Source organism: Variovorax sp. YR752 (assembly GCF_943372545.1).
In genome coordinates this window covers 1-21402 of sequence record NZ_CALRZC010000148.1, presented here as the reverse complement: position 1 = coordinate 21402, position 21402 = coordinate 1, and the positions used below count along the sequence as shown (strand labels likewise).

Annotated in this window: 24 protein-coding genes; 14 read left to right on the top strand and 10 right to left on the bottom strand. The window is 67.5% G+C overall.

Annotated elements, in window-relative coordinates; all coding sequences use genetic code 11:
* On the top strand, nt 1-259 hold a 259-nt coding region (locus tag AAG801_RS27560), incomplete at its 5' end, for a hypothetical protein (RefSeq protein ID WP_341891245.1).
* A gap of 147 nt (nt 260-406) precedes the next feature.
* Nucleotides 407-2032 carry a phospholipase D family protein gene (locus tag AAG801_RS27555; RefSeq protein ID WP_341891244.1) on the top strand — a complete coding sequence of 542 codons (1626 nt, stop codon included), beginning with the start codon at nt 407-409 and terminating at the stop codon, nt 2030-2032.
* A 12-nt stretch (nt 2033-2044) separates the two neighbouring features.
* Here the strand turns inward: AAG801_RS27555 and AAG801_RS27550 are convergent, their stop codons facing one another.
* The 4 genes from AAG801_RS27550 to AAG801_RS27535 form a co-directional block, all read right to left on the bottom strand.
* Entirely contained in the window at nt 2045-2554 is a 510-nt protein-coding gene (locus AAG801_RS27550) for a peptidoglycan DD-metalloendopeptidase family protein (RefSeq protein ID WP_319356061.1), read from the bottom strand.
* Between the two features lie 111 nt (nt 2555-2665).
* Nucleotides 2666-3154: a CreA family protein gene (locus AAG801_RS27545; protein ID WP_101490309.1), complete on the bottom strand. Its 489-nt coding sequence runs from the start codon at nt 3152-3154 to the stop codon at nt 2666-2668.
* An 11-nt stretch (nt 3155-3165) separates the two neighbouring features.
* On the bottom strand, nt 3166-3717 hold the full coding sequence (locus AAG801_RS27540; RefSeq protein WP_341891243.1) for an NUDIX hydrolase: 552 nt from the start codon (nt 3715-3717) through the stop codon (nt 3166-3168).
* Nucleotides 3718-3737: 20 nt separating this feature from the next.
* Nucleotides 3738-4439, bottom strand: coding sequence for a fumarylacetoacetate hydrolase family protein (locus AAG801_RS27535; RefSeq protein WP_341891242.1), 702 nt, complete (start codon nt 4437-4439; stop codon nt 3738-3740).
* A gap of 155 nt (nt 4440-4594) precedes the next feature.
* On the opposite strand from AAG801_RS27535, the gene AAG801_RS27530 reads away from it, so the two are divergent.
* From AAG801_RS27530 to pgeF, 3 genes are read left to right on the top strand one after another with little or no spacing between them, the layout of a single operon-like run.
* Nucleotides 4595-5509 carry a tetratricopeptide repeat protein gene (locus AAG801_RS27530; RefSeq protein ID WP_341891241.1) on the top strand — a complete coding sequence of 305 codons (915 nt, stop codon included), beginning with the start codon at nt 4595-4597 and terminating at the stop codon, nt 5507-5509.
* 35 nt (nt 5510-5544) lie between these two features.
* A complete protein-coding gene (maiA, locus tag AAG801_RS27525; RefSeq protein WP_341891240.1) occupies nt 5545-6183 on the top strand; it encodes a maleylacetoacetate isomerase in 639 nt (212 codons plus the stop codon).
* Between the two features lie 14 nt (nt 6184-6197).
* Nucleotides 6198-6953, top strand: coding sequence for a peptidoglycan editing factor PgeF (gene pgeF, locus AAG801_RS27520; protein WP_341891239.1), 756 nt, complete (start codon nt 6198-6200; stop codon nt 6951-6953).
* Here the strand turns inward: pgeF and AAG801_RS27515 are convergent.
* Entirely contained in the window at nt 6885-7205 is a 321-nt protein-coding gene (locus AAG801_RS27515) for a hypothetical protein (protein WP_341891238.1), read from the bottom strand. The two genes, pgeF and AAG801_RS27515, sit on opposite strands and share 69 nt — an antisense overlap.
* 126 nt (nt 7206-7331) lie before the next feature.
* On the opposite strand from AAG801_RS27515, the gene phaC reads away from it, so the two are divergent.
* A complete protein-coding gene (phaC, locus tag AAG801_RS27510; protein ID WP_341891237.1) occupies nt 7332-9104 on the top strand; it encodes a class I poly(R)-hydroxyalkanoic acid synthase in 1773 nt (590 codons plus the stop codon).
* A gap of 61 nt (nt 9105-9165) precedes the next feature.
* Nucleotides 9166-10344 (top strand): acetyl-CoA C-acetyltransferase, encoded by a 1179-nt coding sequence (locus AAG801_RS27505; RefSeq protein ID WP_341891236.1) that lies wholly within the window; start codon nt 9166-9168, stop codon nt 10342-10344.
* A 107-nt stretch (nt 10345-10451) separates the two neighbouring features.
* Here AAG801_RS27505 and AAG801_RS27500 read toward each other — a convergent pair whose 3' ends face one another.
* Nucleotides 10452-10637 (bottom strand): hypothetical protein, encoded by a 186-nt coding sequence (locus tag AAG801_RS27500; RefSeq protein ID WP_341891235.1) that lies wholly within the window; start codon nt 10635-10637, stop codon nt 10452-10454.
* Between the two features lie 532 nt (nt 10638-11169).
* Nucleotides 11170-12081 (bottom strand): LysR substrate-binding domain-containing protein, encoded by a 912-nt coding sequence (locus AAG801_RS27495; RefSeq protein WP_341891234.1) that lies wholly within the window; start codon nt 12079-12081, stop codon nt 11170-11172.
* Between the two features lie 92 nt (nt 12082-12173).
* Between AAG801_RS27495 and AAG801_RS27490 the strand changes: the two genes are divergently transcribed.
* Genes AAG801_RS27490 through AAG801_RS27470 form a run of 5 tightly spaced genes read left to right on the top strand, consistent with a single transcriptional unit; the run spans nt 12174 to nt 17235 of the window.
* On the top strand, nt 12174-13184 hold the full coding sequence (locus AAG801_RS27490; RefSeq protein ID WP_341891233.1) for a tripartite tricarboxylate transporter substrate binding protein: 1011 nt from the start codon (nt 12174-12176) through the stop codon (nt 13182-13184).
* A 35-nt stretch (nt 13185-13219) separates the two neighbouring features.
* Nucleotides 13220-14110 (top strand): MaoC family dehydratase N-terminal domain-containing protein, encoded by an 891-nt coding sequence (locus tag AAG801_RS27485; RefSeq protein WP_341891232.1) that lies wholly within the window; start codon nt 13220-13222, stop codon nt 14108-14110.
* A gap of 21 nt (nt 14111-14131) precedes the next feature.
* A complete protein-coding gene (locus tag AAG801_RS27480; protein WP_341891231.1) occupies nt 14132-15313 on the top strand; it encodes a CaiB/BaiF CoA-transferase family protein in 1182 nt (393 codons plus the stop codon).
* On the top strand, nt 15310-16200 hold the full coding sequence (locus AAG801_RS27475) for a CoA ester lyase (protein ID WP_341891230.1): 891 nt from the start codon (nt 15310-15312) through the stop codon (nt 16198-16200). Before AAG801_RS27480 ends, AAG801_RS27475 begins: the two co-directional genes overlap by 4 nt.
* Before the next feature lie 30 nt (nt 16201-16230).
* Nucleotides 16231-17235: a tripartite tricarboxylate transporter substrate binding protein BugD gene (locus AAG801_RS27470; RefSeq protein ID WP_341891229.1), complete on the top strand. Its 1005-nt coding sequence runs from the start codon at nt 16231-16233 to the stop codon at nt 17233-17235.
* A gap of 40 nt (nt 17236-17275) precedes the next feature.
* Here AAG801_RS27470 and AAG801_RS27465 read toward each other — a convergent pair whose 3' ends face one another.
* The 3 genes from AAG801_RS27465 to AAG801_RS27455 form a co-directional block, all read right to left on the bottom strand.
* Nucleotides 17276-17698 (bottom strand): GNAT family N-acetyltransferase, encoded by a 423-nt coding sequence (locus tag AAG801_RS27465; RefSeq protein WP_341891228.1) that lies wholly within the window; start codon nt 17696-17698, stop codon nt 17276-17278.
* Nucleotides 17695-18219, bottom strand: a complete 525-nt coding sequence (locus AAG801_RS27460) for a CinA family protein (RefSeq protein WP_341891227.1) — start codon at nt 18217-18219, stop codon at nt 17695-17697. The genes AAG801_RS27465 and AAG801_RS27460 overlap by 4 nt, the downstream gene beginning before the upstream one ends.
* Nucleotides 18220-18284: 65 nt before the next feature.
* Nucleotides 18285-18932: a DJ-1/PfpI family protein gene (locus tag AAG801_RS27455; protein WP_341891226.1), complete on the bottom strand. Its 648-nt coding sequence runs from the start codon at nt 18930-18932 to the stop codon at nt 18285-18287.
* A gap of 217 nt (nt 18933-19149) precedes the next feature.
* On the opposite strand from AAG801_RS27455, the gene phbB reads away from it, so the two are divergent.
* Both phbB and AAG801_RS27445 read left to right on the top strand, forming a co-directional pair.
* Nucleotides 19150-19887: an acetoacetyl-CoA reductase gene (gene phbB / locus AAG801_RS27450; protein WP_099790345.1), complete on the top strand. Its 738-nt coding sequence runs from the start codon at nt 19150-19152 to the stop codon at nt 19885-19887.
* A gap of 149 nt (nt 19888-20036) precedes the next feature.
* Nucleotides 20037-21380 carry a dicarboxylate/amino acid:cation symporter gene (locus AAG801_RS27445; RefSeq protein ID WP_192192286.1) on the top strand — a complete coding sequence of 448 codons (1344 nt, stop codon included), beginning with the start codon at nt 20037-20039 and terminating at the stop codon, nt 21378-21380.
* The last annotated feature ends 22 nt before the right edge of the window (nt 21381-21402 follow it).

Sequence of the window (21402 nt, the reverse complement as noted above, 5' to 3'; positions counted from 1 at the left end):
AAAACAAAAGACCTATGATGAATTCATCATGGGCATGGTTCGACTCGATCTCCACCTGCCAGGCGGCTGGACGGGATGGTTCGAACTCACGCGCACGCCGAAGGGCACTTACGCCGGCATCGCGGCGCTGAGCCTGGACGGCATCACGCGCTGCGCCCTGGTCATCACGCAGCAGCTGTCGTGGGACTCGGCCGTGGCGCGCGCGAATGTGCGCGCGGGGCACTTCGTGCGGCAGTGGTCGCCCGAGCGCGCGCACTGACACGCACCGACGGGGCGTTGAAAGCGCGCGGGCGCCGCGCATGGTAGAAACCGCCACCCGTGGGCGCGGTCATGCATCGCGCCGTGCGGCAGCGGCGTTTTTTCACCTTCGCTCCCGTGCCCTTGCCCTCCCAAATCCCTGTCATTCATGCGCAACCCACGACCCCGGGCTGACGTGCCGCGCGCCCGGTGGTTCGCCTGGCTGCTGTGCAGCCTGGCGATGCTCGTGCTCGCCGGTTGCGCCGGCCTGCCGACCGAGGTGGTGCGCCAGCCCTCGAGCGCCATCACCGATGGCGCGGACACCGCGCTGGGCCGATTGGTACGCGCCGCCGCGCCGCCGGGCGAACCGCTCAGCGGCTTTCGCCTGCTGCCGATGCCGCAGTTCTCGCTGCACGCGCGCATCGAGTTGGCGCGCCGCGCGCAGCGCTCCATCGACGTGCAGTACTACCTCGTGCAGAACGACGAGACGGGCCGCTACCTGCTGCGCACGCTGCGCGATGCGGCCGATCGCGGCGTGCGCGTGCGGCTCTTGGTGGACGACCTGTACACGGCGGGCGCCGATCCGCTGTTCACCAGCTTTGCCTCGCACCCGAACGTGGAGGTGCGCCTGTTCAACCCGTTCCCGGCCGGGCGTTCGCGCTTCGGCACGCGCTGGGCGTGGTCGATCCTGGACTTCGACCGCGTGCACCGCCGCATGCACAACAAGCTGTTCGTGGTCGACAACACGATGGCGGTCATGGGCGGGCGCAACATCGCCAACGAGTACTTTCTGCGCGACGGCGGCTCCAACTTCATCGACATCGACACGCTGGTGGCCGGTGCCGTGGTGCCGCGGTTGTCGTCGCTGTTCGACATGTACTGGAACAGCCCTTACGTGTACCCCATCGAGTCGCTGGTGCCGCGCGGCGGCGAGTCGGCGCAGGCGCTGCGCGAGCGCTTCGACCGGCTCACGGCCGGGCCTGAAACGCTGCACCCCGAAGAGCTCGAATCGACCGACCTGCTCGGCAACAACCCGCTGGCCAAGGACCTGAACGCCGGCAAGCTCGCGCTGAGCTGGGCGCGCGCCGAGGCCTACGCCGATGCACCGGCCAAGGCACTGGCGCCCACCGACGAAGGGCGCGGGCTGCCGGCCGACCAGGCCGCCGACAGCGTGCTCTACAACGTGCAGCGCTACCTGCGCGGCGCGCAGCACGGGGTGCTGCTGACCACGCCCTACCTGATCCCCGGGCGGGGCGGCATGGAGACGATGCAGATCGTGCGCGGCAACGGCGTGGGCTACACCATCGTCACCAACTCGCTGGCGGCCACCGACGAATCGCTGGTGCACATCGGCTACCGCCGCTACCGCGCGCAGATGCTGCGCCTGGGCGTGGAGCTGTACGAGCTGAGCCCCAAGCGCGTGGAGCAGACGAAGCGCTTCGGCATCTACGGTTCGGCCAGCGGGCGGCTGCACGGCAAGTCGGCCGTGATCGACCAGCAGGTGGTGTTCGTCGGCTCGATGAACTTCGACCCGCGCTCGGCGCTGCACAACACCGAGATCGGCCTCTTCATCTTCAGCCCGCAGATCGCGCAGCAGCTCACGAGCCTGATCGGTTTCATGCGGCTGGACGGCGCCTACCAGCTGCAGCTGGGGCCGCGCGGCGGCATCGAGTGGGTGAGCCCGGCATCGGGCGACGGAGCGGACACCATCCTGCACACCGAGCCCGAAACCCATTTCTGGGCCCGCTGGCGGCTGGAGCTGCTGGCGCCGCTGGTGCCCGAAAGCCTGCTGTAACGGCTTTTACGTTTACTGCTGCAAACGGCCGTTGAGGTACGGCTCGGGATCGACGGCGGTGCCGTTCTTGCGGATCTCGAAATGCAGCTTCACGCGGTCGGATTCGCTGTTGCCCATTTCGGCGATCTTCTGCCCCTGGCGCACCACGGTGCCTTCCTTCACGAGGATGGTCTTGGCGTGCGCGTAGGCCGTGAGGAAGGTCTCGTTGTGCTTCACGATGACCATGTTGCCGTAGGAGCGCAACTCGCCCCCCACGTAGACCACGCGGCCGTCGGCAGAGGCCACGATGGGGTCGCCGAGGTTGCCCGCGATGTCCAGGCCCTTGTTGCGCACGCCGTCGAAGCGGCCCACGGTGGTGCCCGCGGCGGGGCGGATGAACAGTGCCTGGCGCGGCGGCTGCGGCGTGGCGCTGGGCCCCGGAACAGGCTGCTGCGGCCCGGGTCCGGGCGTGGTGCAGGCGGCAATGCCACCAGCCACGAGGAGCGTGGCGGCGGTACGTAAAACAAAAGTCTGAAGGTGCATGACGCTGTTGGAACGGATTCGTTGCGGAGGGTTCCGTCGACGGCCGAATCCGCTGCGCAGACCGGCTGGACGATGCTAGCAAACTCGCGCGCCGTGCCCTTCAGCAGCCCTTCACTTGAGCGGAATCGGCGTGCCGCGATCGACCGGCACGGCCGTGATGCTGTTCTTGGGCGAGCCGTCGATCAGCAGGTCGGAGTAGGTCAGGTAGACCAGCGTGTTGCGCTTGGGGTCGACCATGCGCACCACGCGCAGGCGCTTGAAGAGCACCGACAAACGCTCGGTGTAGACCTCTTCGCGCTTGGGCAGCGGTTGCGTGATGCTGACCGGGCCGACCTGGCGGCAGGCGATGGAGGCTTCGGCCTTGTCTTCCGCCACGCCGAACGCACCGGCGATGCCGCCGGTCTTGGCGCGCGAGACATAGCAGGTCACGCCGCTGACCTTGGGGTCGTCGTAGGCCTCGATCACGATCTTGTGGTCGGGGCCGATGAGCTTGAAGGCCGTGTCGACCTCGCCCACCGTTTCTGCCTTGGCCGCCGAGGCCGCGAGTGCAAAGCCGAGGCTGGCGCCGCAGAGGAGGGTGGCGCGAAGGGTCTTGATCATGGAGAAATTCGTCAAACGATGCTGAGTTCGTGCACGCGGTCGAAGCTGCCGCGCTTGCGGTCTTCGAAAAAGTGTTCGAGCGCCTGGCGCACGGTGCGAAAGGCGATCTCGTCCCAGGGAATTTCTTCCTCGGAAAAGAGGCGCGCCTCGATGGTTTCGTGGCCCGGGTCGAAGGTGTCGTCGAGCAGGCGGGCGCGGTAGAACATGTGGACCTGGCCCACGCGCACCACGCTGATCACGGCGAACAGGCCTTCCATTTCGAAGTTGGCGCCGGCCTCTTCATCGGTCTCGCGGGCCGCGCCCTCGGCGGTGGTTTCCTCGAGCTCCATGAAGCCCGCGGGCAGCGTCCACTTGCCCCAGCGCGGCTCGATGTTGCGCTTGCACAGCAGCACCTTGTCGCCCAGCACGGGAATGGTGCCGACCACGTTCAGCGGGTTCTCGTAGTGGATCGTGTGGCAGGCCGGGCACACCGCGCGCTGCTTGGTGTCGCCGTCGTCCGGCACGCGGTAGACCACCGCCGTGCCGCAGTTCTTGCAATGCTTGATGGGTACGCGAAGGAGCATGAAGCGGGACCGCGCGGGCGTCAGGCGATCTTCACGGTCAGCGCGGGCAGGCCGGCCACCTGGCCCACCAGCGTGTCGCCGGCCACCACGGCCGCGACGCCCTCGGGCGTGCCCGTGAAGATCAGGTCGCCGGGTTGCAGCTCCCAGGCGGCCGACAGGTGCTCGATGGTTTCGGCCACGTTCCAGATCAGCTTGCTCACGGTGCTGCGCTGGCGGTCTTCGCCGTTCACCTGCAGCGAGATCTCGGCCTGCTCGGCATTGCCGGCCTGTGCCACGGGCACGATCGGGCCAATGGGCGCGCTCTGCTCGAAGCTCTTGCCGATGTCCCAGGGGCGGCCCTGCTTCTTCATGTCGTTCTGCAGGTCGCGGCGCGTCATGTCCAGGCCGACGGCGTAGCCGTAGATGTGCTTGTGGGCGTCGGTGGCCTTGATGTTCTTGCCGCCGGTGCCGATGGCCACCACGAGCTCGATCTCGTGGTGCAGGTTCTTCGTGAGCGTGGGGTAGGCCATGGTGCCGGTCTGGCCGGCATCGACCGTCACCAGCGCATCGGCCGGCTTCATGAAGAAGAAGGGCGGCTCGCGGCCGGTGAAACCCATTTCCTTGGCGTGATCTTCGTAGTTGCGGCCGACGCAGTAGATGCGGTGCACCGGAAAGCGGGCGGGCTGACCGACGACCGGCACGGAAACGGTGGCCGGCGGGGCAAAAACAAACTCGGAAGCCATGGAAAGGTGTCCTTTTTCAGCGAAACGGGAGGGGAGACCGGCAGTGTGCCAGAGGCGGCACGGGCTTGCCGGCACGCCGGACTCGGGATTTTGCGGCGGCCCACAATAGGCGCTTCCGCGCGTTTCCCCGACCTCTTTTCTCCCCTCGTTTCACCATGCCCCTCCGACTCGGCAAAGCCGGCAAGGCCACCGCCTTCAACGAACTCGGTCGCGAACGCGACGATGCCGGCGACCAGGACGGCGCGCTGGCCGCCTACGCGCAGGCCAGCGCCATCCATCCCTACTGGGCGGCGCCCTGGTACAACGCCGGGCTCATCCACAAGTACCGCGGCGACTGGGCCGCTTCGCTGCAGGCCAACGAGCGCGCCGTGCAGTGCGAGCCGCGCAACGAAGGCGCACTGTGGAACCTGGGCATCGCGGCCACCGCGCTGGGCGACTGGCCCACGGCGCGGCGTGCGTGGCGGCAGTACGGCATCGGCATCCCTGAAGGCGAAGGTCCCGTCGACTATTTCGTCGGCCTTACGCCGATCCGCGTGCACGGCGACGAGGGCACCGAAGTGGTCTGGGCCGACCGCATCGACCCGGCGCGCGCCATCCTGCGCAACGTGCCCACGCCAGCCTGCGGTCACCGCTACGGCGACCTGGTGCTGCACGACGGCGCGCCCAACGGCTACCGGCTGCGCGGCGAGCGCGAGGTGCCGGTGTTCGATGCGCTCGAACTGATTGCGCCGTCGGCGCACGCAACCTACGAGGTCTCGGTGGAAGGTGTGAGCTCGGAGGACATCGAGGCCCTGGTGCAGCGCTTCAAGGCCGCCGATGGCTTCGCCGAGAACTGGACCGACAGCATGGAGATGCTCTGCCGCGCCTGCTCCGAAGGCCGCCCCTTCGGCGAGGGCCGGCACAACCACGGCGCCGACGAGGCGCCCGGTACGCTCGGGCCGTGGCGCCTGGGCATCGCCTCGCGCGAAGAAGCCGCGGCGCGCGATCTGCTCGATGCCTGGCAGCAAGAAAACCCCGAAGCCCGGCTGCACGATTTCCGCTGCGTGCTCCCGGCCACACCACGCTCCTGAAGGTGAAATCCAAGGGCGCTATCCTCGGAGAAATCATGAAGCTGCATAACTATTTCCGCTCCTCCGCCTCGTTCCGCGTGCGCATCGCCCTTCAGCTGAAGGGCCTCGATTACGACTACGTGCCCGTGCACATCGCGCGCGGCGACCACCGCACCGGCCCCTTCTCGGCGATCTCGGCCGACATGCTCGTGCCGCTGCTCGAAGACGAGGGCGAGCGCTTCTCGCAGTCGATGTCCATCATCGAATACCTCGACGAAGTGCACCCCGAGCCGGCGCTGCTGCCGACCGACCCCGTGGGCCGCGCCCACGTGCGTGCGCTGGCGCAGTCGATTGCCTGCGAGATCCACCCGCTGAACAACCTGCGCGTGCTCAAGTACCTCGTGAAGGAACTGAAGGTCGACGACGAAGCCAAGAACACCTGGTACCGCCACTGGGTGCGCGAAGGCCTGCTGTCGTTCGAGCGCCAGCTCGCACAGCACCCGGGCGGCACCTACTGCTGGGGCGACACGCCGACCATCGCCGACTGCTGCCTCGTGCCGCAGATCTTCAACGGCCGCCGCTTCGACTGCGACTTCAGCGGCCTGCCGCGCACCATGGCCGCCTTCGACGCCTGCATGAAGCTCGACGCCTTCCAGCGCGCGCAGCCTTCGCAGTCACCCGACGCGGAAGCCTGAGCAGGCACGTCGCGATGAATCCGCAATGGCTGGTGCCCGAGTGGCCGGCGCCGCCGAACGTGCGCGCGCTGTGCACCACGCGCGACGGCGGGGTGTCGGCCGGGCGCTATGAGAGCCTGAACCTCGGCGACCACGTGGCCGACGAGGCCGCGCACGTCGCCGAGAACCGCCGGCGGCTGCAGCAGGCGATCGGCACGCAGCCGGTGTTCCTGCAGCAGGTGCATGGCACGGGTGTCGTGTCGCTCGACGATGCGGTGCAAGACGGCACCGTCGCCGATGCGTGCACCGCCACGACCACCGCGCGTGCCTGCACGGTCATGGTGGCCGACTGCCTGCCTGTGCTCTTCACGGATGAACGCGGCCACCGCGTGGCCGCTGCGCATGCGGGCTGGCGCGGGCTGGCCGGTGGCGTGCTCGAGCAAACCGTGCGCGCCTTCGCACAAGACGACGATGGCGCACCGCGCCTCATGGCCTGGCTCGGCCCCTGCATCGGCCCGAAGGCCTTCGAGGTCGGGGCCGAGGTCAAGGCCGCCTTCGAGGCGCAGTCGCCCGAGGCGGTGTCGTGCTTCACGCCCGCAGCGGCCGAAGGCAAGTGGCTGGCCGACCTGCCTGCGCTCGCGCGGCAGCGGCTGCGTGCGGCGGGTGTCGAGTCGCTCCATGGCAACGACAGCGGCGATGCGTGGTGCACCGTCGCGCAGCCGTCACGGTTCTTTTCGCACCGGCGCGACGGCGTCAGCGGGCGTTTCGCTGCGCTGGTCTGGAAGGTCTGAACCTGCGGCTTCCGCGGCGGCGCGGCGCGCGGCCTCCTGGGCCTGTGCTTGGGCCTGCGCTTCGCGCTCCTTGATCGCCCGCCGGCGTGCCGGCGTGGCCATCAGGTAGATCACCAGCGCCACCGGCGCCAGGCCGTAAAGAAGAAATGTGAAGATGGCGCCCAGCACCGTGCCCGTGGTGTTGGTGGCCTCGGCCACCGCCATCATCACGGTCACATAGAGCCAGCCGATCACGATCAAATGGATGAACACAGGCGGAGACGTTTCGTTTCAATGGATTAGTGAAAGCGCGGCGTTGTGAGTGCCTTGCGAATGCAGCATACTCAAAACACGCAAGCCATCCGTTCGTATCGACCCAGGCCACGGCCAGGAGACATGATGAAGCAAGAAGACACGGGGGCCGATGCGTTCGCGCCCCTTCAAAAAGCCCTCACGCAGGGTTGGACCCAGGCCATGGAGGCTTTCCAGAAAGCTGGGGGGCCAGCAGGTTCCGCCGCTTTCGACATCGGCGGCACGCCGCTATGGCAATTGCCACAAATGCCACAGTTTCCGGGTGCGGCCGGCATGCCCGAGCTGCCCAAGTTCTCCCTCGATCCCGAGCAGCTGAAGTCCATTCAGCAGCAGTACCTGACCGACGCCACCGACCTCTGGCGCCGCGGCTTCGGTGCCCGCCCCGAGGGCGACAAGCGCTTTGCCGCCGAGGCCTGGGGCAGCAACCCGATGGCGGCTTTCTCGGCCGCCGTGTACCTGCTCAACGGCCGCACCATGATGCGCATGGCCGAGGCCATCGACGCCGACGACAAGACCAAGGCGCGCCTGCGCTTCGCGGTCGAGCAGTGGATGGCGGCAGCCTCGCCCAGCAACTCGCTCGCCTTCAATGCCGAGGCGCAGAAGAAAGCCATCGACACGCAGGGCGAGAGCATCGCCAAGGGCATCCAGAATTTGCTGCACGACGTGAAGCAGGGCCACGTCAGCATGACCGACGAGAGCGCTTTCGAAGTGGGACGCAACGTGGCCACCACCGAAGGCGCGGTGGTGTTCGAGAACGACTATTTCCAGCTGCTCGAATACAAGCCGCTCACCGCCAAGGTGCACGAGCGGCCGTTCCTGCTGGTGCCGCCGTGCATCAACAAGTTCTACATCCTCGACCTGCAGCCCGACAACTCGCTCATTCGCTATGCGAACACGCAGGGCCACCGCGTGTTCGTGGTGAGCTGGCGCAACCCCGACGAGTCGATGGCCCAGGCCACCTGGGACGACTACATCGAGAACGCCGCCATCAAGGCCATCCATACCGTGCAGGAGATCAGCGGCAGCAAGCAGATCAACACGCTCGGTTTCTGCGTGGGCGGCACCATCCTGAGCACCGCGCTGGCCGTGCTCGCGGCGCGCGGCGAGAAGCCGGCCGCATCGGTCACGCTGCTGACCACCTTTCTCGATTTCAGCGACACCGGCATCCTCGACATCTTCGTGGACGAGCCCATGGTGGCGTACCGCGAGATGCAGCTGGGCAAGGGCGGCCTGCTGCCCGGCGGCGACCTGGCCTCGACCTTCAGCTTCCTGCGCCCGAACGACCTGGTGTGGAACTACGTGGTCGGCAACTACCTCAAGGGCGAGACGCCGCCGGCCTTCGACCTGCTGTACTGGAACAGCGACGCGACCAACCTGCCGGGCCCGTTCTACGCCTGGTACCTGCGCAACACGTACCACGAGAACAAGCTGGCCAAGCCCGGCGCGCTCACCGTGTGCGGCGAGAAGGTCGACCTCGGCAAGATCGACATTCCGGCCTACATCTACGGCTCGCGCGAAGACCACATCGTGCCCATCGGCGGCGCCTACACCACCACGCAATTGCTCACGGGCAAGAAGCGCTTCGTGATGGGCGCCTCAGGCCACATCGCCGGCGTGATCAACCCGCCTGCCAAGAACAAGCGCAGCCACTGGCTGCGCGAGGACGGCAAGTTTCCCAAGACCCAGCCCGAATGGCTGGCCGGCGCGCAGGAGCAGCCCGGCAGCTGGTGGACCGACTGGGCACAATGGCTCAAGGGCCACGCGGGCAAGCAGATCCCCGCGCCCAAGGGCTACGGCAACGGCAAGGCCTACAAGGCCATCGAACCGGCGCCGGGACGCTACGTGAAGGCCAAGGCCTGAACGGGCGCCAGCTCCCGCAAGATCGCACCCGATTTCAAATCACCTCAACGGAGAGAACCTCATGGAAGACATCGTCATCGTTTCGGCTGCGCGTACGGCGGTCGGCAAATTCGGCGGCTCGCTCGCCGGCATTCCCGCCACCGAGCTGGGCGCCCTCGTGATCAAGGAAGTGATCGCGCGCGCCAACCTCACGGCCGACCAGGTCGGCGAGGCCATCATGGGCCAGGTGCTCGCGGCCGGCGCCGGCCAGAACCCCGCGCGCCAGGCCTGGCTCAAGGGCGGCGGCACCAAGGAAACGCCGGCGCTCACCATCAACGCCGTGTGCGGCTCGGGCCTGAAGGCCGTGATGCTGGCGGCGCAGGCCGTGGCCACGGGCGACTCCGAGATCGTCATTGCCGGCGGCCAGGAAAACATGAGCATGGCGCCCCACGTGCTGCCCAACTCGCGCAACGGCCAGCGCATGGGTGACTGGAAGCTGGTCGACACCATGATCGTCGACGGCCTGTGGGACGTGTACAACCAGTACCACATGGGCATCACGGCCGAGAACGTGGCCAAGCAGTACAACATCGACCGCGCCTCGCAGGACGAGTTGGCCCTGGCCAGCCAGACCAAGGCCGCCGCCGCGCAGGACGCCGGCAAGTTCAAGGATGAAATCGTCGGCGTGAGCATTCCGCAGAAGAAGGGCGACCCGCTCGTCTTCAACCAGGACGAGTTCATCAACCGCAAGACCAACGCCGACGTGCTGGCCGGCCTGCGCCCCGCCTTCGACAAGGCCGGCGGCGTGACCGCGGGCAATGCCTCGGGCCTGAACGACGGCGCCGCCGCCGTGATGGTCATGACGGCCAAGAAGGCCGCCGCCCTGGGCCTGAAGCCGCTGGGCCGCATTGCCAGCTACGCCACCGCCGGCCTCGACCCGACCATCATGGGCATGGGCCCCGTGCCCGCGTCGACCAAGGCGCTGCAGCGCGCCGGCTGGAAGGCCGCCGACCTCGACCTGCTCGAGATCAACGAAGCCTTCGCTGCACAGGCTTGCGCCGTGAACCGCGAAATGGGCTGGGACGTGAACAAGGTGAACGTGAACGGCGGCGCCATCGCCATCGGCCACCCCATCGGCGCGTCGGGCTGCCGCATCCTGGTGACGCTGCTGCACGAAATGCAACGCCAGAATGCCAAGAAGGGCATCGCCTCGCTGTGCATCGGCGGCGGCATGGGCGTGGCGCTGACGATCGAGCGCTGAGTCTGATCACCGGTTGAACCGGTACGGGGAGGGGAGGCAGGGGCTCGCAAGGGCCGCTGCCTCCCCTCCCTTTTTTGTGTCCGCTGTCCGCAGGACTCGCCTGCGGATTACTTCGAGCGGTCCGAATCCACGAGGTCCCAGGCCAGCCCCGCGAGCCAGCCGATGCCCACCAGCCATGCGCCGGCATGCACCGTGTCGATGTCGGCGGGCGCCAGCCAGTGCACCAGCAATGCGATCAGCAACCCGGCGATGGCGCCGATGCAGGACCAAGGGGAGCTGAGGGCTTCGAGCATGGCAGGGCGACTGTAGCGGCCCTCTTTCGCGCCTCGCACTGGTCCGATTCGGTGGACTGAGAACCTTTGGATTCAATCGAGCGACTGGCGCCTGAGCGGTCGCCCGTCTTGTTCACCGCTCAAAAATTGAGCAATGTGTCGAATCTCTTTGTAAAACAACAACTTGCATTCGTTTTACAAAGCTCCGACCCAGTTACCCCCAAAGTTGCCCACAGAAAGTGGGGATTGAAGCGGACTTCTGCACAACCGGCGGCAAGTCGTTGGTTTGAAAGGGCGGCCTAGCACAGGCAACCCCCTGTTTTTTCGCTTGACTTTCTTGTTTTTCAGCCATTTTTGGACCTCCAGGCCGCCAGAGTTGTGCACTGCAAAATTTTTAAGCAGACTAACTATTCCCCTTATAAAACAACAGCTTGCGACGGCTTTACAACGCGACCCCTGACTTACCCCCAAAGTTGTGCACAGAAAATGGGGAAGACATCGGGTTTCTCACAAGCCGCCTGCAAGTGCCTGTTTTTGGCCGGAAATCGGGCCGTCAGCCGGTTTTGGCCTGCGGCTCTGTGTAGTGCCGGCACAGCGTCTCGACCAGCGCCTGGGCGTACACGGGCAGGGCGGCGCGGTCGCGCACGAGCAGGTAGCGCTCGCGCACGCACCAGGGGTCGCTGAGCTCGACCAGTGCGAGCTGCATGCTGTCCTGGTTGCGCCGCGCGGCCGACTCGGGCACCACGCCGATGCCCACGCCGCTGCCGATCATTCGGCACATCGCGTCGAAGCTGCCGAGCTGGATGCGCAGCTTCTGGCGCTTGCCCAGGTTGTCGGTGATCTGCCCCAGGAAGGCCTGCAGCGTGCTGCCTTGCTGCATGCCGATGGCGTCTTCGTCGAGCGTCTCGGCGAAGGAGATGCGGCGGCGTCGCGCAAAGCGGTGCTGGCGCGAGGTGACGAGCACCAGCCGGTCGGTGCTGAAGTGGATGGTGTCCAGGCCCAGCGTGTCCATCTGGCCGGCGACGATGCCGATGTCGGCGCGCCCGTCGCGCACGCCGCGCGGGATCTGAGCATTCGGTTTTTCCTGAAGGTCGACGTTGATGCGCGGGTTGGCGGCCAGGAAGCCGGGCAGGATCTCGGGCAGGAAATCGGTCACCGCCGTGGTGTTGGCGAACACACGCAGGTGGCCGCGCAGGCCGCCGCCGTACTCGAGCAGGTCGGCGCGCAGCTGGTCGGTCTGGTGCAGCACCAGCCGGGCATGGTGCAAAAAGGCTTCGCCCGGCGGCAGCAGCCGCACGCCGCGGGCCTCGCGCTGCCGCAGCTGCAGGCCGGCCTGGGTCTCGAGCGCCTTGATGCGCGCGCTGGCCGCGGCCAGCGACAGGTGCTGGCGCTCGGCCGCCCGCGTGAGGTTGCCGAGCTCGGCCGTGGCCACGAACAGGCGCAGGTCTGTCAGGTCGAAAAGCATGTGGCGATGGTAGCCAAGCCTTCGGAATTTCAGAAGCCTGGCTTCCGAAATCGCAGATTGCGCGCCAGGGGCCGGCAGCAGACCATGCGGCCATGGAGACACACAACACCACCCCCGCCTTGCGGCTTCGCGCCAAGGCGCTGCTCGCCTTCGGCCTCACTGCCGCCACGCTGCTGACCGCCGGCCCGGCCACTGCCCAGACCTACCCCTCGCGCCCCATCACGCTCGTCGTGCCCCAGGCCGCGGGCGGCACCAACGACATCGTCGGCCGCCTCGTGGGCCAGAAGCTCGGCGAGGTGCTGAACAACGCCAGCGTGGTGGTCGACAACCGCCCCGGCGCGGGCGGCAACATCGGCACGCAACTGGTCGCCAAGGGCCCGAAGGACGGCTACACGCTGCTCATGACGATCAGCAGTAGCCAGGCGATCAACCCCGCGCTCTACAAGAACCCCGGCTTCGACCCCGAGAAAGACTTCAAGCCCGTCGGCCTGATCGGCGCGGTGCCCAACGTGCTGCTCGTGAACCCGTCGTTCCCCGCGAAGAACTTCGCCGAATTTTTGAAGCTGGCGCGCGAGAAGGGCGCCAACTACCAGTACGCCTCGGCCGGCAACGGCACGCTCAATCACCTGCTGGGCGAAATGCTCAACAGCATGGGCGGCATCTCGATGCAGCACGTGCCGTACAAGGGCGTGGCGCCTGCCATCAACGACGTGCTCGGCGGGCAGTTGCCGATCGTGTTCGCGAGCCTGCCTTCGGCGCTCGCGCACATCAAGGCCGGCAAGCTGCGCGCGCTGGCCGTGAGCGGCGAGAAGCGCTCGCCCGTGCTGCCCGACGTGCCCGCCATCGCCGAACAGGTGCCGGGCTACAACGGCACGCTGTGGATCGGCCTGTTCGCGCCCGCGGGCGTGCCGGCCGATGTGCTCGCCACCTTGCAGGACGCGACGCGCAAGGCGCTCGCGGCCAAGGACCTGCGCGACAAGCTCGACCAGCAGGGCGTCGAGATCGCGGCGGCCACCTCGCCCGAACAGTTCTCGGCGCTGCTGCGCACCGACCTCGCCAAGTGGGCGCGCATCGTCAAGGCCTCGGGCGCCGCGGTCGACTGACGCGGTCCTTCATCTTTCTTCCCTCCACTCACGCCATGACTTCTCCATTGATCGACGCCGAAGCCCTCGCGCGGCTGCAGGCCTGGCAGGGCCGCAGCGAAACGCTGCGCGACGACATCACCGCCGCGCCCGTGCGCGCGCTCTCCGCCACGCTCGACCGCGACGACCCGTTGCCCGAGGCGGGCACGCGCCTGCCCGCGCTGTGGCACTGGCTCTACTTCCTGCCGCACCACCGCCAGTCGGAGATCGGCGAAGACGGCCACGCCAGGCGCGGCGGTTTCCTGCCGCCCGTGCCGCTGCCGCGCCGCATGTGGGCCGGCGGCCGGTTGACCTGGGAACCGGGCAATCCGTTGCAGGTGGGCGATGCGGTCGAGCGCACGTCGACCATCGCCTCGGTCACGCACAAGGCCGGCCGCACGGGCGAGCTGGTGTTCGTGCTCGTGCGCCATGAGGTGCGCAACGCGCGTGGTCTCGCACTGACCGAAGAGCACGACATCGTCTACCGCGCCGCCGCCGCACCGGGCGAAGCCACGCCACCGCCCACGCCTGCACCGAAGGACGCCACCTTCAGCCGCGACCTCGTGCCCGACGACGTGCTGCTGTTCCGCTACTCGGCGCTGACCTTCAACGGCCACCGCATCCACTACGACCGCCGCTACGTGACGCAGGTCGAGGGCTACCCGGGCCTCATCGTGCACGGGCCGCTGATCGCGACGCTGCTGGTCGACCTGCTGCGCCGCAACGTGCCGGCCGATGCGCAGCTGGCGCGCTTCGAGTTCCGCGCCGTGCGCCCGACCTTCGACATCGCGCCGTTCCGCGTGCACGGCAAGCCCGCCGAAGGCAGCACCGACGGCAAGACCTTCAGCCTGTGGGGCGAAGACGCCGACGGCTGGCTCACGATGCAGGCGACGGCCGTGCTCGCCTGACGCAAGGAAAGAAAGACGCCCATGACAAGACCCCTGGACGGCATCACCGTCATCTCGCTCGAGCACGCCATCGCGGCGCCGTTCTGCACCCGCCAGCTGGCTGACCTCGGCGCGCGCGTCATCAAGGTCGAGCGCCCCGGCGGCGGCGACTTTGCGCGCGCCTACGACGAGCGCGTGAACGGCGAGGCCTCGCACTTCGTGTGGGTCAACCGCTCGAAGGAAAGCCTCACGCTCGACCTCAAGCAGCCCGCCGCGCTCGCGGTGCTGCAGGAACTGGTGGCCGGTGCCGACGTGCTGGTGCAGAACCTCGCACCCGGCGCCGCCGCGCGCATGGGCCTGGGCGCGCAGGTGCTGCAGGAAAAGCACCCCGCGCTGATCGTCTGCGACATCTCGGGCTACGGCGAAGACGGCCCGTACCGCGACAAGAAGGCCTACGACCTGCTGATCCAGAGCGAGGCCGGTTTCCTGTCGGTGACGGGCACGCCCGACGACCCGTGCAAGTCGGGCAACTCCATCGCCGACATCGCGGCGGGCATGTATGCCTACACCGGCATCCTCGCGGCGCTGATGCAGCGCGGCAAGACGGGCAAGGGCTCGCACATCGACGTGTCGATGCTCGAATCGCTCGCCGAATGGATGGGCTACCCGATGTACTACGCCTACGACGGCGCACCGCCGCCGCCGCGCAGTGCCGCCTCGCACGCGACCATCTACCCCTACGGCCCGTTCCCCGCGGGCGACGGCGGCACCGTGATGCTGGGCCTGCAGAATGAGCGCGAGTGGCGCGCCTTCTGCGACAAGGTGCTGCTGCGCCCCGAGCTCGCAACCGACCCGCGCTTCGACAGCAACGCGCGGCGCAACGAACACCGCGAGGTGCTGCGCACGCTCATCGCCGACACCTTCGGCGCGCTGAGTGCGGCGCAAGTGCTCGAACGGCTCGACACGGCGCAGATCGCCAATGCGCGCATGAACGACATGGCCGGGCTGTGGGCACACCCGCAACTCCAGGCGCGAGACCGCTGGCGCCAGGTGGGCTCACCGGCCGGCGACATCCCGGCGCTGCTGCCAGCCGGTCGCCAGAGTGCGTTCGACTACCGCATGGACCCGGTGCCCGCGGTGGGCCAGCACACCGACGCCATCTTGCGCAGCCTGGGCCGTGGCGACGACGCGATCGCGACGCTGCGCGCGGCCGGGGCGGTATGAGCGGGGCGACGAATCCGGCGCTCGCTTTGGCGCGCGCCTTTCTCTTCGTGCCCGCCGACCGGCCCGAGCGCCATGCGCGCGCCTTGGCGACGGGCGCGAGCGCCGTGATCATCGACCTCGAAGACGCCGTCGCGCCCGCGCGCAAGGTCGAGGCGCGCGACGCGCTCGGTGCCTCGCTCGCAGCGCTGCCCGCCGAAGGGCGAGGGCGGCTGCTCGTGCGCGTGAACGCCAGCGGCACGCCGTGGCATGGCGACGACTGCGCGCGCGCAGCCGGATGGATCGCCGACGGGCTCATCGCCGGCATCGTGCTGCCCAAGGCCGAGCATGCCGACGAACTGCATCGGCTCGCCGCCACCGTCGGGCCGAAGGCCGTGCTGGTGCCGCTCATCGAATCGGCCGCGGGGCTCGCCGCAGTCGATGCCATCGCAGGTGCGCCGCAGGTGTTGCGGCTGGCCTTCGGCCACCTCGATTTCCAGGCTGACCTTGGCATGGCCTGCGACGCCGACGAGGTCGAGCTGACGGCCGTGCGCCTTGCGCTCGTGCTGGCCTCGCGCCGCGCCGGACTGGCCACGCCGATCGACGGCGTCACGCCCGACTGGCGCGATGCGCAGCGGCTCGCCGCCGACACCGCGCGCGCCCGACGCGGCGGCTTCGGCGCCAAGCTGTGCATCCATCCCGAGCAGGTCGCGCCCGTGCAGGCCGCACTCGGCCCCTCGGCCGACGAAGTGGCCTGGGCGCACCGCGTGACCGAGGCCGTGCGCGCAGCCGGCGGCGGCGTCGTGAGCCTCGACGGCCGCATGGTCGACGGGCCCGTGGTGCGGCTGGCCGAGCGCTGGCTCGCGCTGGCGGCACCGCACGGCCCCAGCGATTCATCCGTGACGCACTGATCTACAGACAAACCAAAAGGAGACAAAGAAGTGAACGCAACGAAGACCTGGAAACTCAAAGCCCTCATCGCGGCCTCGGCGGGCGCCTGCCTGCTCGCCGCTGCATCGCCCGCCGTCGCGCAGGCCGCGTGGCCCGACAAGCCCATCGTGATGGTCGTGCCGTACTCGGCCGGCGGCCCCACCGATGTGGTGGCGCGCATGCTCGCCGTGCCCATGGGCAAGTCGCTCGGGCAGACCGTGGTGGTCGAGAACACCGTGGGCGCGGGCGGCACCATCGCGCCGACCCGCGTGGCCAAGGCGGCGCCCAACGGCTACACCATCCTCATCCACCACATGGGCATGGCCACCGCGCCCGCGCTGTACAAGAAGCTCAACTACGACCCGTTGAAAGACTTCGAGTACATCGGCCAGGTCATGGACGTGCCGATGACCCTGCTGTCGCGCAAGGACTTCCCGGCCAACAACTTCAAGGAGCTGCTGGCCTACGTGAAGGCCAACAAGGACAAGGTGTCGCTCGCCAACGCCGGCATCGGCGCCGTCTCGCAGCTGTGCGGCATGCTCTTCGCGCACCAGATCGGCGTGCAGCTCACGACCGTGCCCTACAAGGGCGCGGGCCCGGCGCTCAACGACCTCATGGGCGGGCAGGTCGACCTGCTGTGCGACCAGACCACGCAGACCGCGCCCGTCATCAAGGACGGCCAGCGCGTGAAGGTGTTCGGCGTGACCACGCCCAAGCGCCTGTCGAGCATGCCCGACATCCCCACGCTCGACGAGCAAGGCCTCAAGGGCTTCGACGTGAAGGTGTGGCACGGCGTGTACGCGCCCAAGGGCACGCCGCCGGCCGTGATCGAGAAGCTCAACGTGGCCCTGCGCGCTGCGCTGCAGGACGACAACGTGAAGAAGCGCTTTGCCGAGCTGAGCACCGAGGCCGTGCCGATGGACAAGGTCACGCCCGAGGCGCTGCGCAGCCACCTGGCGGCGGAGATCGAGAAGTGGGGGAAGGTGATCCGGGCTGCGGGGGTGCAGGCGGATTGAGAACAGCGGTCTGAGTCGCGGGGCAGAACAGCCCCGGGGCTCAGAGCTTTTTCTTCATGTAGGCGAGGTAGCTGCCGCGGGCGTAGTTGTCGATGCGGGCGAACTCTTCGTAGCCTTGCTTCAGGTAGAAGCCTCGCGCCTGCCACTCGAAGGTTTCGAGCGCGGCATTCCCGGCACCCAGCGCCTTGCCGCGCGCTTCCGCCTCCACGAGCAGGCGGCGGCCCAGGCCGGTGCCCCGGGCTTCCTCTTCGACGAACAACACGTCGATGCGCAGCCATTCGAGGAACACGAAGCCGCGCAGGCCTCCCATCAGGCGGCCCTGCGCATCCTTGGCGTTCAGCCACACGGGCTGGCTCTCGGGGTACTCGCCGACGAAGCCATAGTTGAACTCGCGCATCCGGCGGCCCAGGACGCCGGAGCGGACCTCTTCTTCGGAGGCGGTCGAGATCACCGTCTCGGTCATGCGTCCCCGGCTGTCTGCAAGGTCTCCTCGAACAGCTTCAGCAACAGCCGCGCGAACACGTCCATGTTCCACGGCCGGTCGGTCGCGCCGGTTTCGATCGTGCGGCTGACCACGAGGCCGTCCGCGCCGGTCACGGCGATGCAGACATGCCCCGGTGCGTCGCCGTACGGGCTGCCTGACGGTCCTGCCGCGCCGCTTTCGCAGATGCCCCACTTCGATCGATGGGCATCACGGATGCGGCCCGACATGAAGCGCGCATAGGGCTCGGTCTCGCCGCGCATGTCGCCCATGTCTTCGGGCGTGAGACCGAGCAGGGCCTTGCCGGCGCGGCGCGAGTAGATGACCGCGCCGCCCAGGAAGTAGGCCGAGGCACCCGGCAGGGCGAGCAGGGCGGCCGAGACGAGGCCGCCGGCCGACGATTCGGCGACCGCCACCGTCTGGCGCCGCTCGCGCAGCGTCGCCCCCACGCGGGCGGCGAGCACGGCAAGCGGTTCGAGGTCGGTGAGGTCGGGCGTGGACATGGAGGTCTAAAGAAGTAAGAAAAGAAGAAATGACCGACCGTTCGATCAAACAAAAGAAAGAACGATCAGGCCGTGCCCGCGCGCGACCCCGGTCGCCGCACATACGACGGCGCGCGCTCATGGCTCGAGGTGTGGCCGTACACCGTGTCGGCCGGGTAGTACTCGGCCTGCAACTGCACCTTGGCCGCGGCTTCCTCGCCCGCGGCATGCGCGATGAAGGCCAGCATCAAATCGGTACCGGCCGAGACGCCGGCCGAGGTCCAGACGTGGCCGTCCTGCACGAAGCGTTGCTCGACCACCTTCACGTCACCGAGCGCGCGCAGGCGGTCGAGCGATCCCCAGTGCGTGGTGGCGGTGCGGCCCGAGAGCAGGCCGGCCGCATGCAGCACGAAGGCGCCGGTGCACACCGACATCAGCGCCTTGCAGCCGGGCGCCTGCGCGGCCACAAACTGCACCATCGCGGGGTTGTCGACCTCGCGCCGCGCGCCCATGCCGCCGGGCACGAGCAGAAAGTCGAGCGGCGGGCAGTCGGCAAACGACACGTGCGGGTTGATCGACAGCCCCTTGGCGCAGACGACCGGGCCGTGCGTTTGCGCCACCACCAGGCAGTTGGCGGGGCCGCCGGCCAGCTTGCTCCACATGGTGAGCATTTCCCAGGGACCGATGAAATCGAGCTCCTCGACCTCGGGGAAGACGATGATTCCGAAATTCATGCGTGTGAACTCCTGGGTGGCTGGATGGGAGGGGGGCTGGCAGGGACCCTGTCACGGTCGCGCAGCCGCAAGCATATAGAGTGCCGCCGAGGTGATGTCGGTGACAGCTGGTTGCAAGCTTGGCTCAGTGTTCTCCCTCAGGGTTGTGTGGCCTGAAAATGGCTAGAGTGAAGGCGGCCGTTCAGGCTTTTTGCTAGCTTCAAATCAAGGAAATCTCATGAGCAAGAAAGTTGCATATGTCACCGGGGGCATGGGTGGCATCGGAACAGCCATCTGCCAGCGTCTGCACAAGGACGGGTTCACTGTGATCGCCGGTTGCGGCCCTACACGCGACCATGCCAAATGGCTGGCCGAACAGAAAGCCGAGGGCTTCGAGTTCCATGCGTCGGTCGGCAATGTCGGCGACTGGCAATCCACCGTCGAGGCTTTTTCCGCCGCCAAGGCGGCCCACGGCGCGATTGACGTGCTCGTCAACAACGCCGGCATCACGCGGGACCGCATGTTCCTCAAGATGACGCCGGAAGACTGGAGCGCGGTGATCGAAACCAACCTCAACAGCATGTTCAACGTCACCAAGCAGGTGGTGGGCGACATGGTCGAAAAGGGCTGGGGCCGCATCATCAACATCAGCTCGGTGAATGGCGCCAAGGGCCAGGCCGGCCAGACCAACTACTCGGCCGCCAAGGCCGGCATGCACGGCTTCACGATGGCGCTGGCGCAGGAGCTGGCCAACAAGGGCGTCACGGTCAACACCGTGAGCCCGGGCTACATCGGCACCGAGATGGTCAAGGCCATCCGCCAGGAAGTGCTCGACAAGATCGTGGCGACCATTCCGGTCAAGCGCCTGGGCGAGCCGAGCGAAATCGCTTCCATCATCGCGTGGCTCGCCACCGACGAAGGCGGCTACAGCACCGGGGCCGACTTCTCGGTCAACGGCGGCCTTCACATGCACTGAGCATGCGCGCCACACCCTGAAAACCAAAACCCGCTTCGGCGGGTTTTTTCATTTGGGCCGCACCCGAAGCCATTTCAACCATCGAAAGCCACCGCGACACGAACCCTTTCTTCTGCGTTTTCCTTCTTCATCTTTTTCAGGAGGCAGTCATGGCACATACAACAAGCACAGTACCCAGGAAGCTCCCCCTTTACCGTTCCCTTTACGTGCAGGTGATCACCGCGGTGGTCATCGGCGTGCTCCTCGGTTACTTCTACCCCTCGCTCGGGGAGTCGATGAAACCCCTGGGCGACGGGTTCATCAAGCTCATCAAGATGATCATTGCGCCGATCATCTTCTGCACGGTGGTGGTCGGCATTGCCGGCATGGAAGACATGAAGAAGGTCGGCAAGACCGGCGGCCTGGCGCTCCTGTACTTCGAGGTCGTGAGCAGCATCGCGCTGGTGGTCGGCCTCGTGCTGGTGAACGTGCTCAAGCCCGGCGCGGGCATGAACATCGACGCGTCCACGCTCGACACCAAGGCCATCGCGGCCTACACCGGCCCCGGCAAGATGACGGGCACGGTCGACTTCCTGCTCAACGTGATTCCCAGCACGATCGTCGATGCCTTCGCCAAGGGCGAGATCCTGCAGGTGCTGCTGATCGCGGTGCTGTTCGGCTTTGCGCTGCACCGCTTCGGCGGGCGCGGCACGCTGGTGTTCGACGTGATCGAGAAGGGCTCGCACGTGCTCTTCGTGATCGTCAACTACATCATGAAGCTCGCGCCCATCGGCGCCTTCGGTGCGATGGCCTTCACCATCGGCAAGTACGGGCTGGGCAGCCTGCTGTCGCTGGGCAAGCTCATGGGCACCTTCTACCTGACCTGCCTGCTGTTCATCTTCGTGGTGCTGGGGCTCATTGCGCGCTTTCACGGCTTCAGCATCTGGAAGTTCATCAAGTACATCAAGGAAGAGCTGCTGATCGTGCTGGGCACCTCGTCGAGCGAATCGGTGCTGCCGCGCATGATGGAAAAGATGGAGAACCTGGGCGCCCACAAGACCTGCGTGGGTCTGGTGATTCCCACGGGCTACTCGTTCAACCTCGACGGCACCTCGATCTACCTGACGATGGCGGCGGTCTTCATTGCGCAGGCCACCAACACGCCCATGACGCTCACGCAGGAGATCACGCTGCTCGCGGTGCTGCTGCTCACGTCGAAGGGCGCAGCCGGCGTCACGGGCAGCGGCTTCATCGTGCTGGCGGCCACGTTGTCGGCGGTGGGGCATGTGCCGGTGGCGGGGCTGGCGCTCATCCTGGGCATCGACCGCTTCATGTCCGAGGCGCGCGCGCTGACCAACCTCATCGGCAACGGCGTTGCCACCATCGTGGTCGCCAAGTGGACGAATGAACTCGACGAGGAGCGGCTGCAGGCCGGGCTCAACAACGAGAGCTGGGTCGAGTCGCAGGAGCCGGAAGAACTCGTGAACGCGCGCGAGTCGAAGATGGCGCAGTAGAAAGCAGAACGGGGGGGGGGGG

What these genes read in the sequence shown, in the direction of transcription:
- AAG801_RS27530 (WP_341891241.1), top strand. Translation starts at nt 4,595, where the DNA reads ATGCCCCTCCGACTCGGCAAAGCCGGCAAGGCCACCGCCTTCAACGAA.
- phbB (WP_099790345.1), top strand. Translation starts at nt 19,150, where the DNA reads ATGAGCAAGAAAGTTGCATATGTCACCGGGGGCATGGGTGGCATCGGA.
- AAG801_RS27445 (WP_192192286.1), top strand. Translation starts at nt 20,037, where the DNA reads ATGGCACATACAACAAGCACAGTACCCAGGAAGCTCCCCCTTTACCGT.
- AAG801_RS27490 (WP_341891233.1), top strand. Translation starts at nt 12,174, where the DNA reads ATGGAGACACACAACACCACCCCCGCCTTGCGGCTTCGCGCCAAGGCG.
- AAG801_RS27540 (WP_341891243.1), bottom strand. Translation starts at nt 3,717, where the DNA reads ATGCTCCTTCGCGTACCCATCAAGCATTGCAAGAACTGCGGCACGGCG.
- AAG801_RS27500 (WP_341891235.1), bottom strand. Translation starts at nt 10,637, where the DNA reads ATGCTCGAAGCCCTCAGCTCCCCTTGGTCCTGCATCGGCGCCATCGCC.
- AAG801_RS27480 (WP_341891231.1), top strand. Translation starts at nt 14,132, where the DNA reads ATGACAAGACCCCTGGACGGCATCACCGTCATCTCGCTCGAGCACGCC.
- AAG801_RS27535 (WP_341891242.1), bottom strand. Translation starts at nt 4,439, where the DNA reads ATGGCTTCCGAGTTTGTTTTTGCCCCGCCGGCCACCGTTTCCGTGCCG.
- maiA (WP_341891240.1), top strand. Translation starts at nt 5,545, where the DNA reads ATGAAGCTGCATAACTATTTCCGCTCCTCCGCCTCGTTCCGCGTGCGC.
- AAG801_RS27505 (WP_341891236.1), top strand. Translation starts at nt 9,166, where the DNA reads ATGGAAGACATCGTCATCGTTTCGGCTGCGCGTACGGCGGTCGGCAAA.
- phaC (WP_341891237.1), top strand. Translation starts at nt 7,332, where the DNA reads ATGAAGCAAGAAGACACGGGGGCCGATGCGTTCGCGCCCCTTCAAAAA.
- AAG801_RS27495 (WP_341891234.1), bottom strand. Translation starts at nt 12,081, where the DNA reads ATGCTTTTCGACCTGACAGACCTGCGCCTGTTCGTGGCCACGGCCGAG.
- AAG801_RS27550 (WP_319356061.1), bottom strand. Translation starts at nt 2,554, where the DNA reads ATGCACCTTCAGACTTTTGTTTTACGTACCGCCGCCACGCTCCTCGTG.
- AAG801_RS27475 (WP_341891230.1), top strand. Translation starts at nt 15,310, where the DNA reads ATGAGCGGGGCGACGAATCCGGCGCTCGCTTTGGCGCGCGCCTTTCTC.
- AAG801_RS27485 (WP_341891232.1), top strand. Translation starts at nt 13,220, where the DNA reads ATGACTTCTCCATTGATCGACGCCGAAGCCCTCGCGCGGCTGCAGGCC.
- AAG801_RS27460 (WP_341891227.1), bottom strand. Translation starts at nt 18,219, where the DNA reads ATGTCCACGCCCGACCTCACCGACCTCGAACCGCTTGCCGTGCTCGCC.
- AAG801_RS27555 (WP_341891244.1), top strand. Translation starts at nt 407, where the DNA reads ATGCGCAACCCACGACCCCGGGCTGACGTGCCGCGCGCCCGGTGGTTC.
- AAG801_RS27545 (WP_101490309.1), bottom strand. Translation starts at nt 3,154, where the DNA reads ATGATCAAGACCCTTCGCGCCACCCTCCTCTGCGGCGCCAGCCTCGGC.
- AAG801_RS27465 (WP_341891228.1), bottom strand. Translation starts at nt 17,698, where the DNA reads ATGACCGAGACGGTGATCTCGACCGCCTCCGAAGAAGAGGTCCGCTCC.
- pgeF (WP_341891239.1), top strand. Translation starts at nt 6,198, where the DNA reads ATGAATCCGCAATGGCTGGTGCCCGAGTGGCCGGCGCCGCCGAACGTG.
- AAG801_RS27455 (WP_341891226.1), bottom strand. Translation starts at nt 18,932, where the DNA reads ATGAATTTCGGAATCATCGTCTTCCCCGAGGTCGAGGAGCTCGATTTC.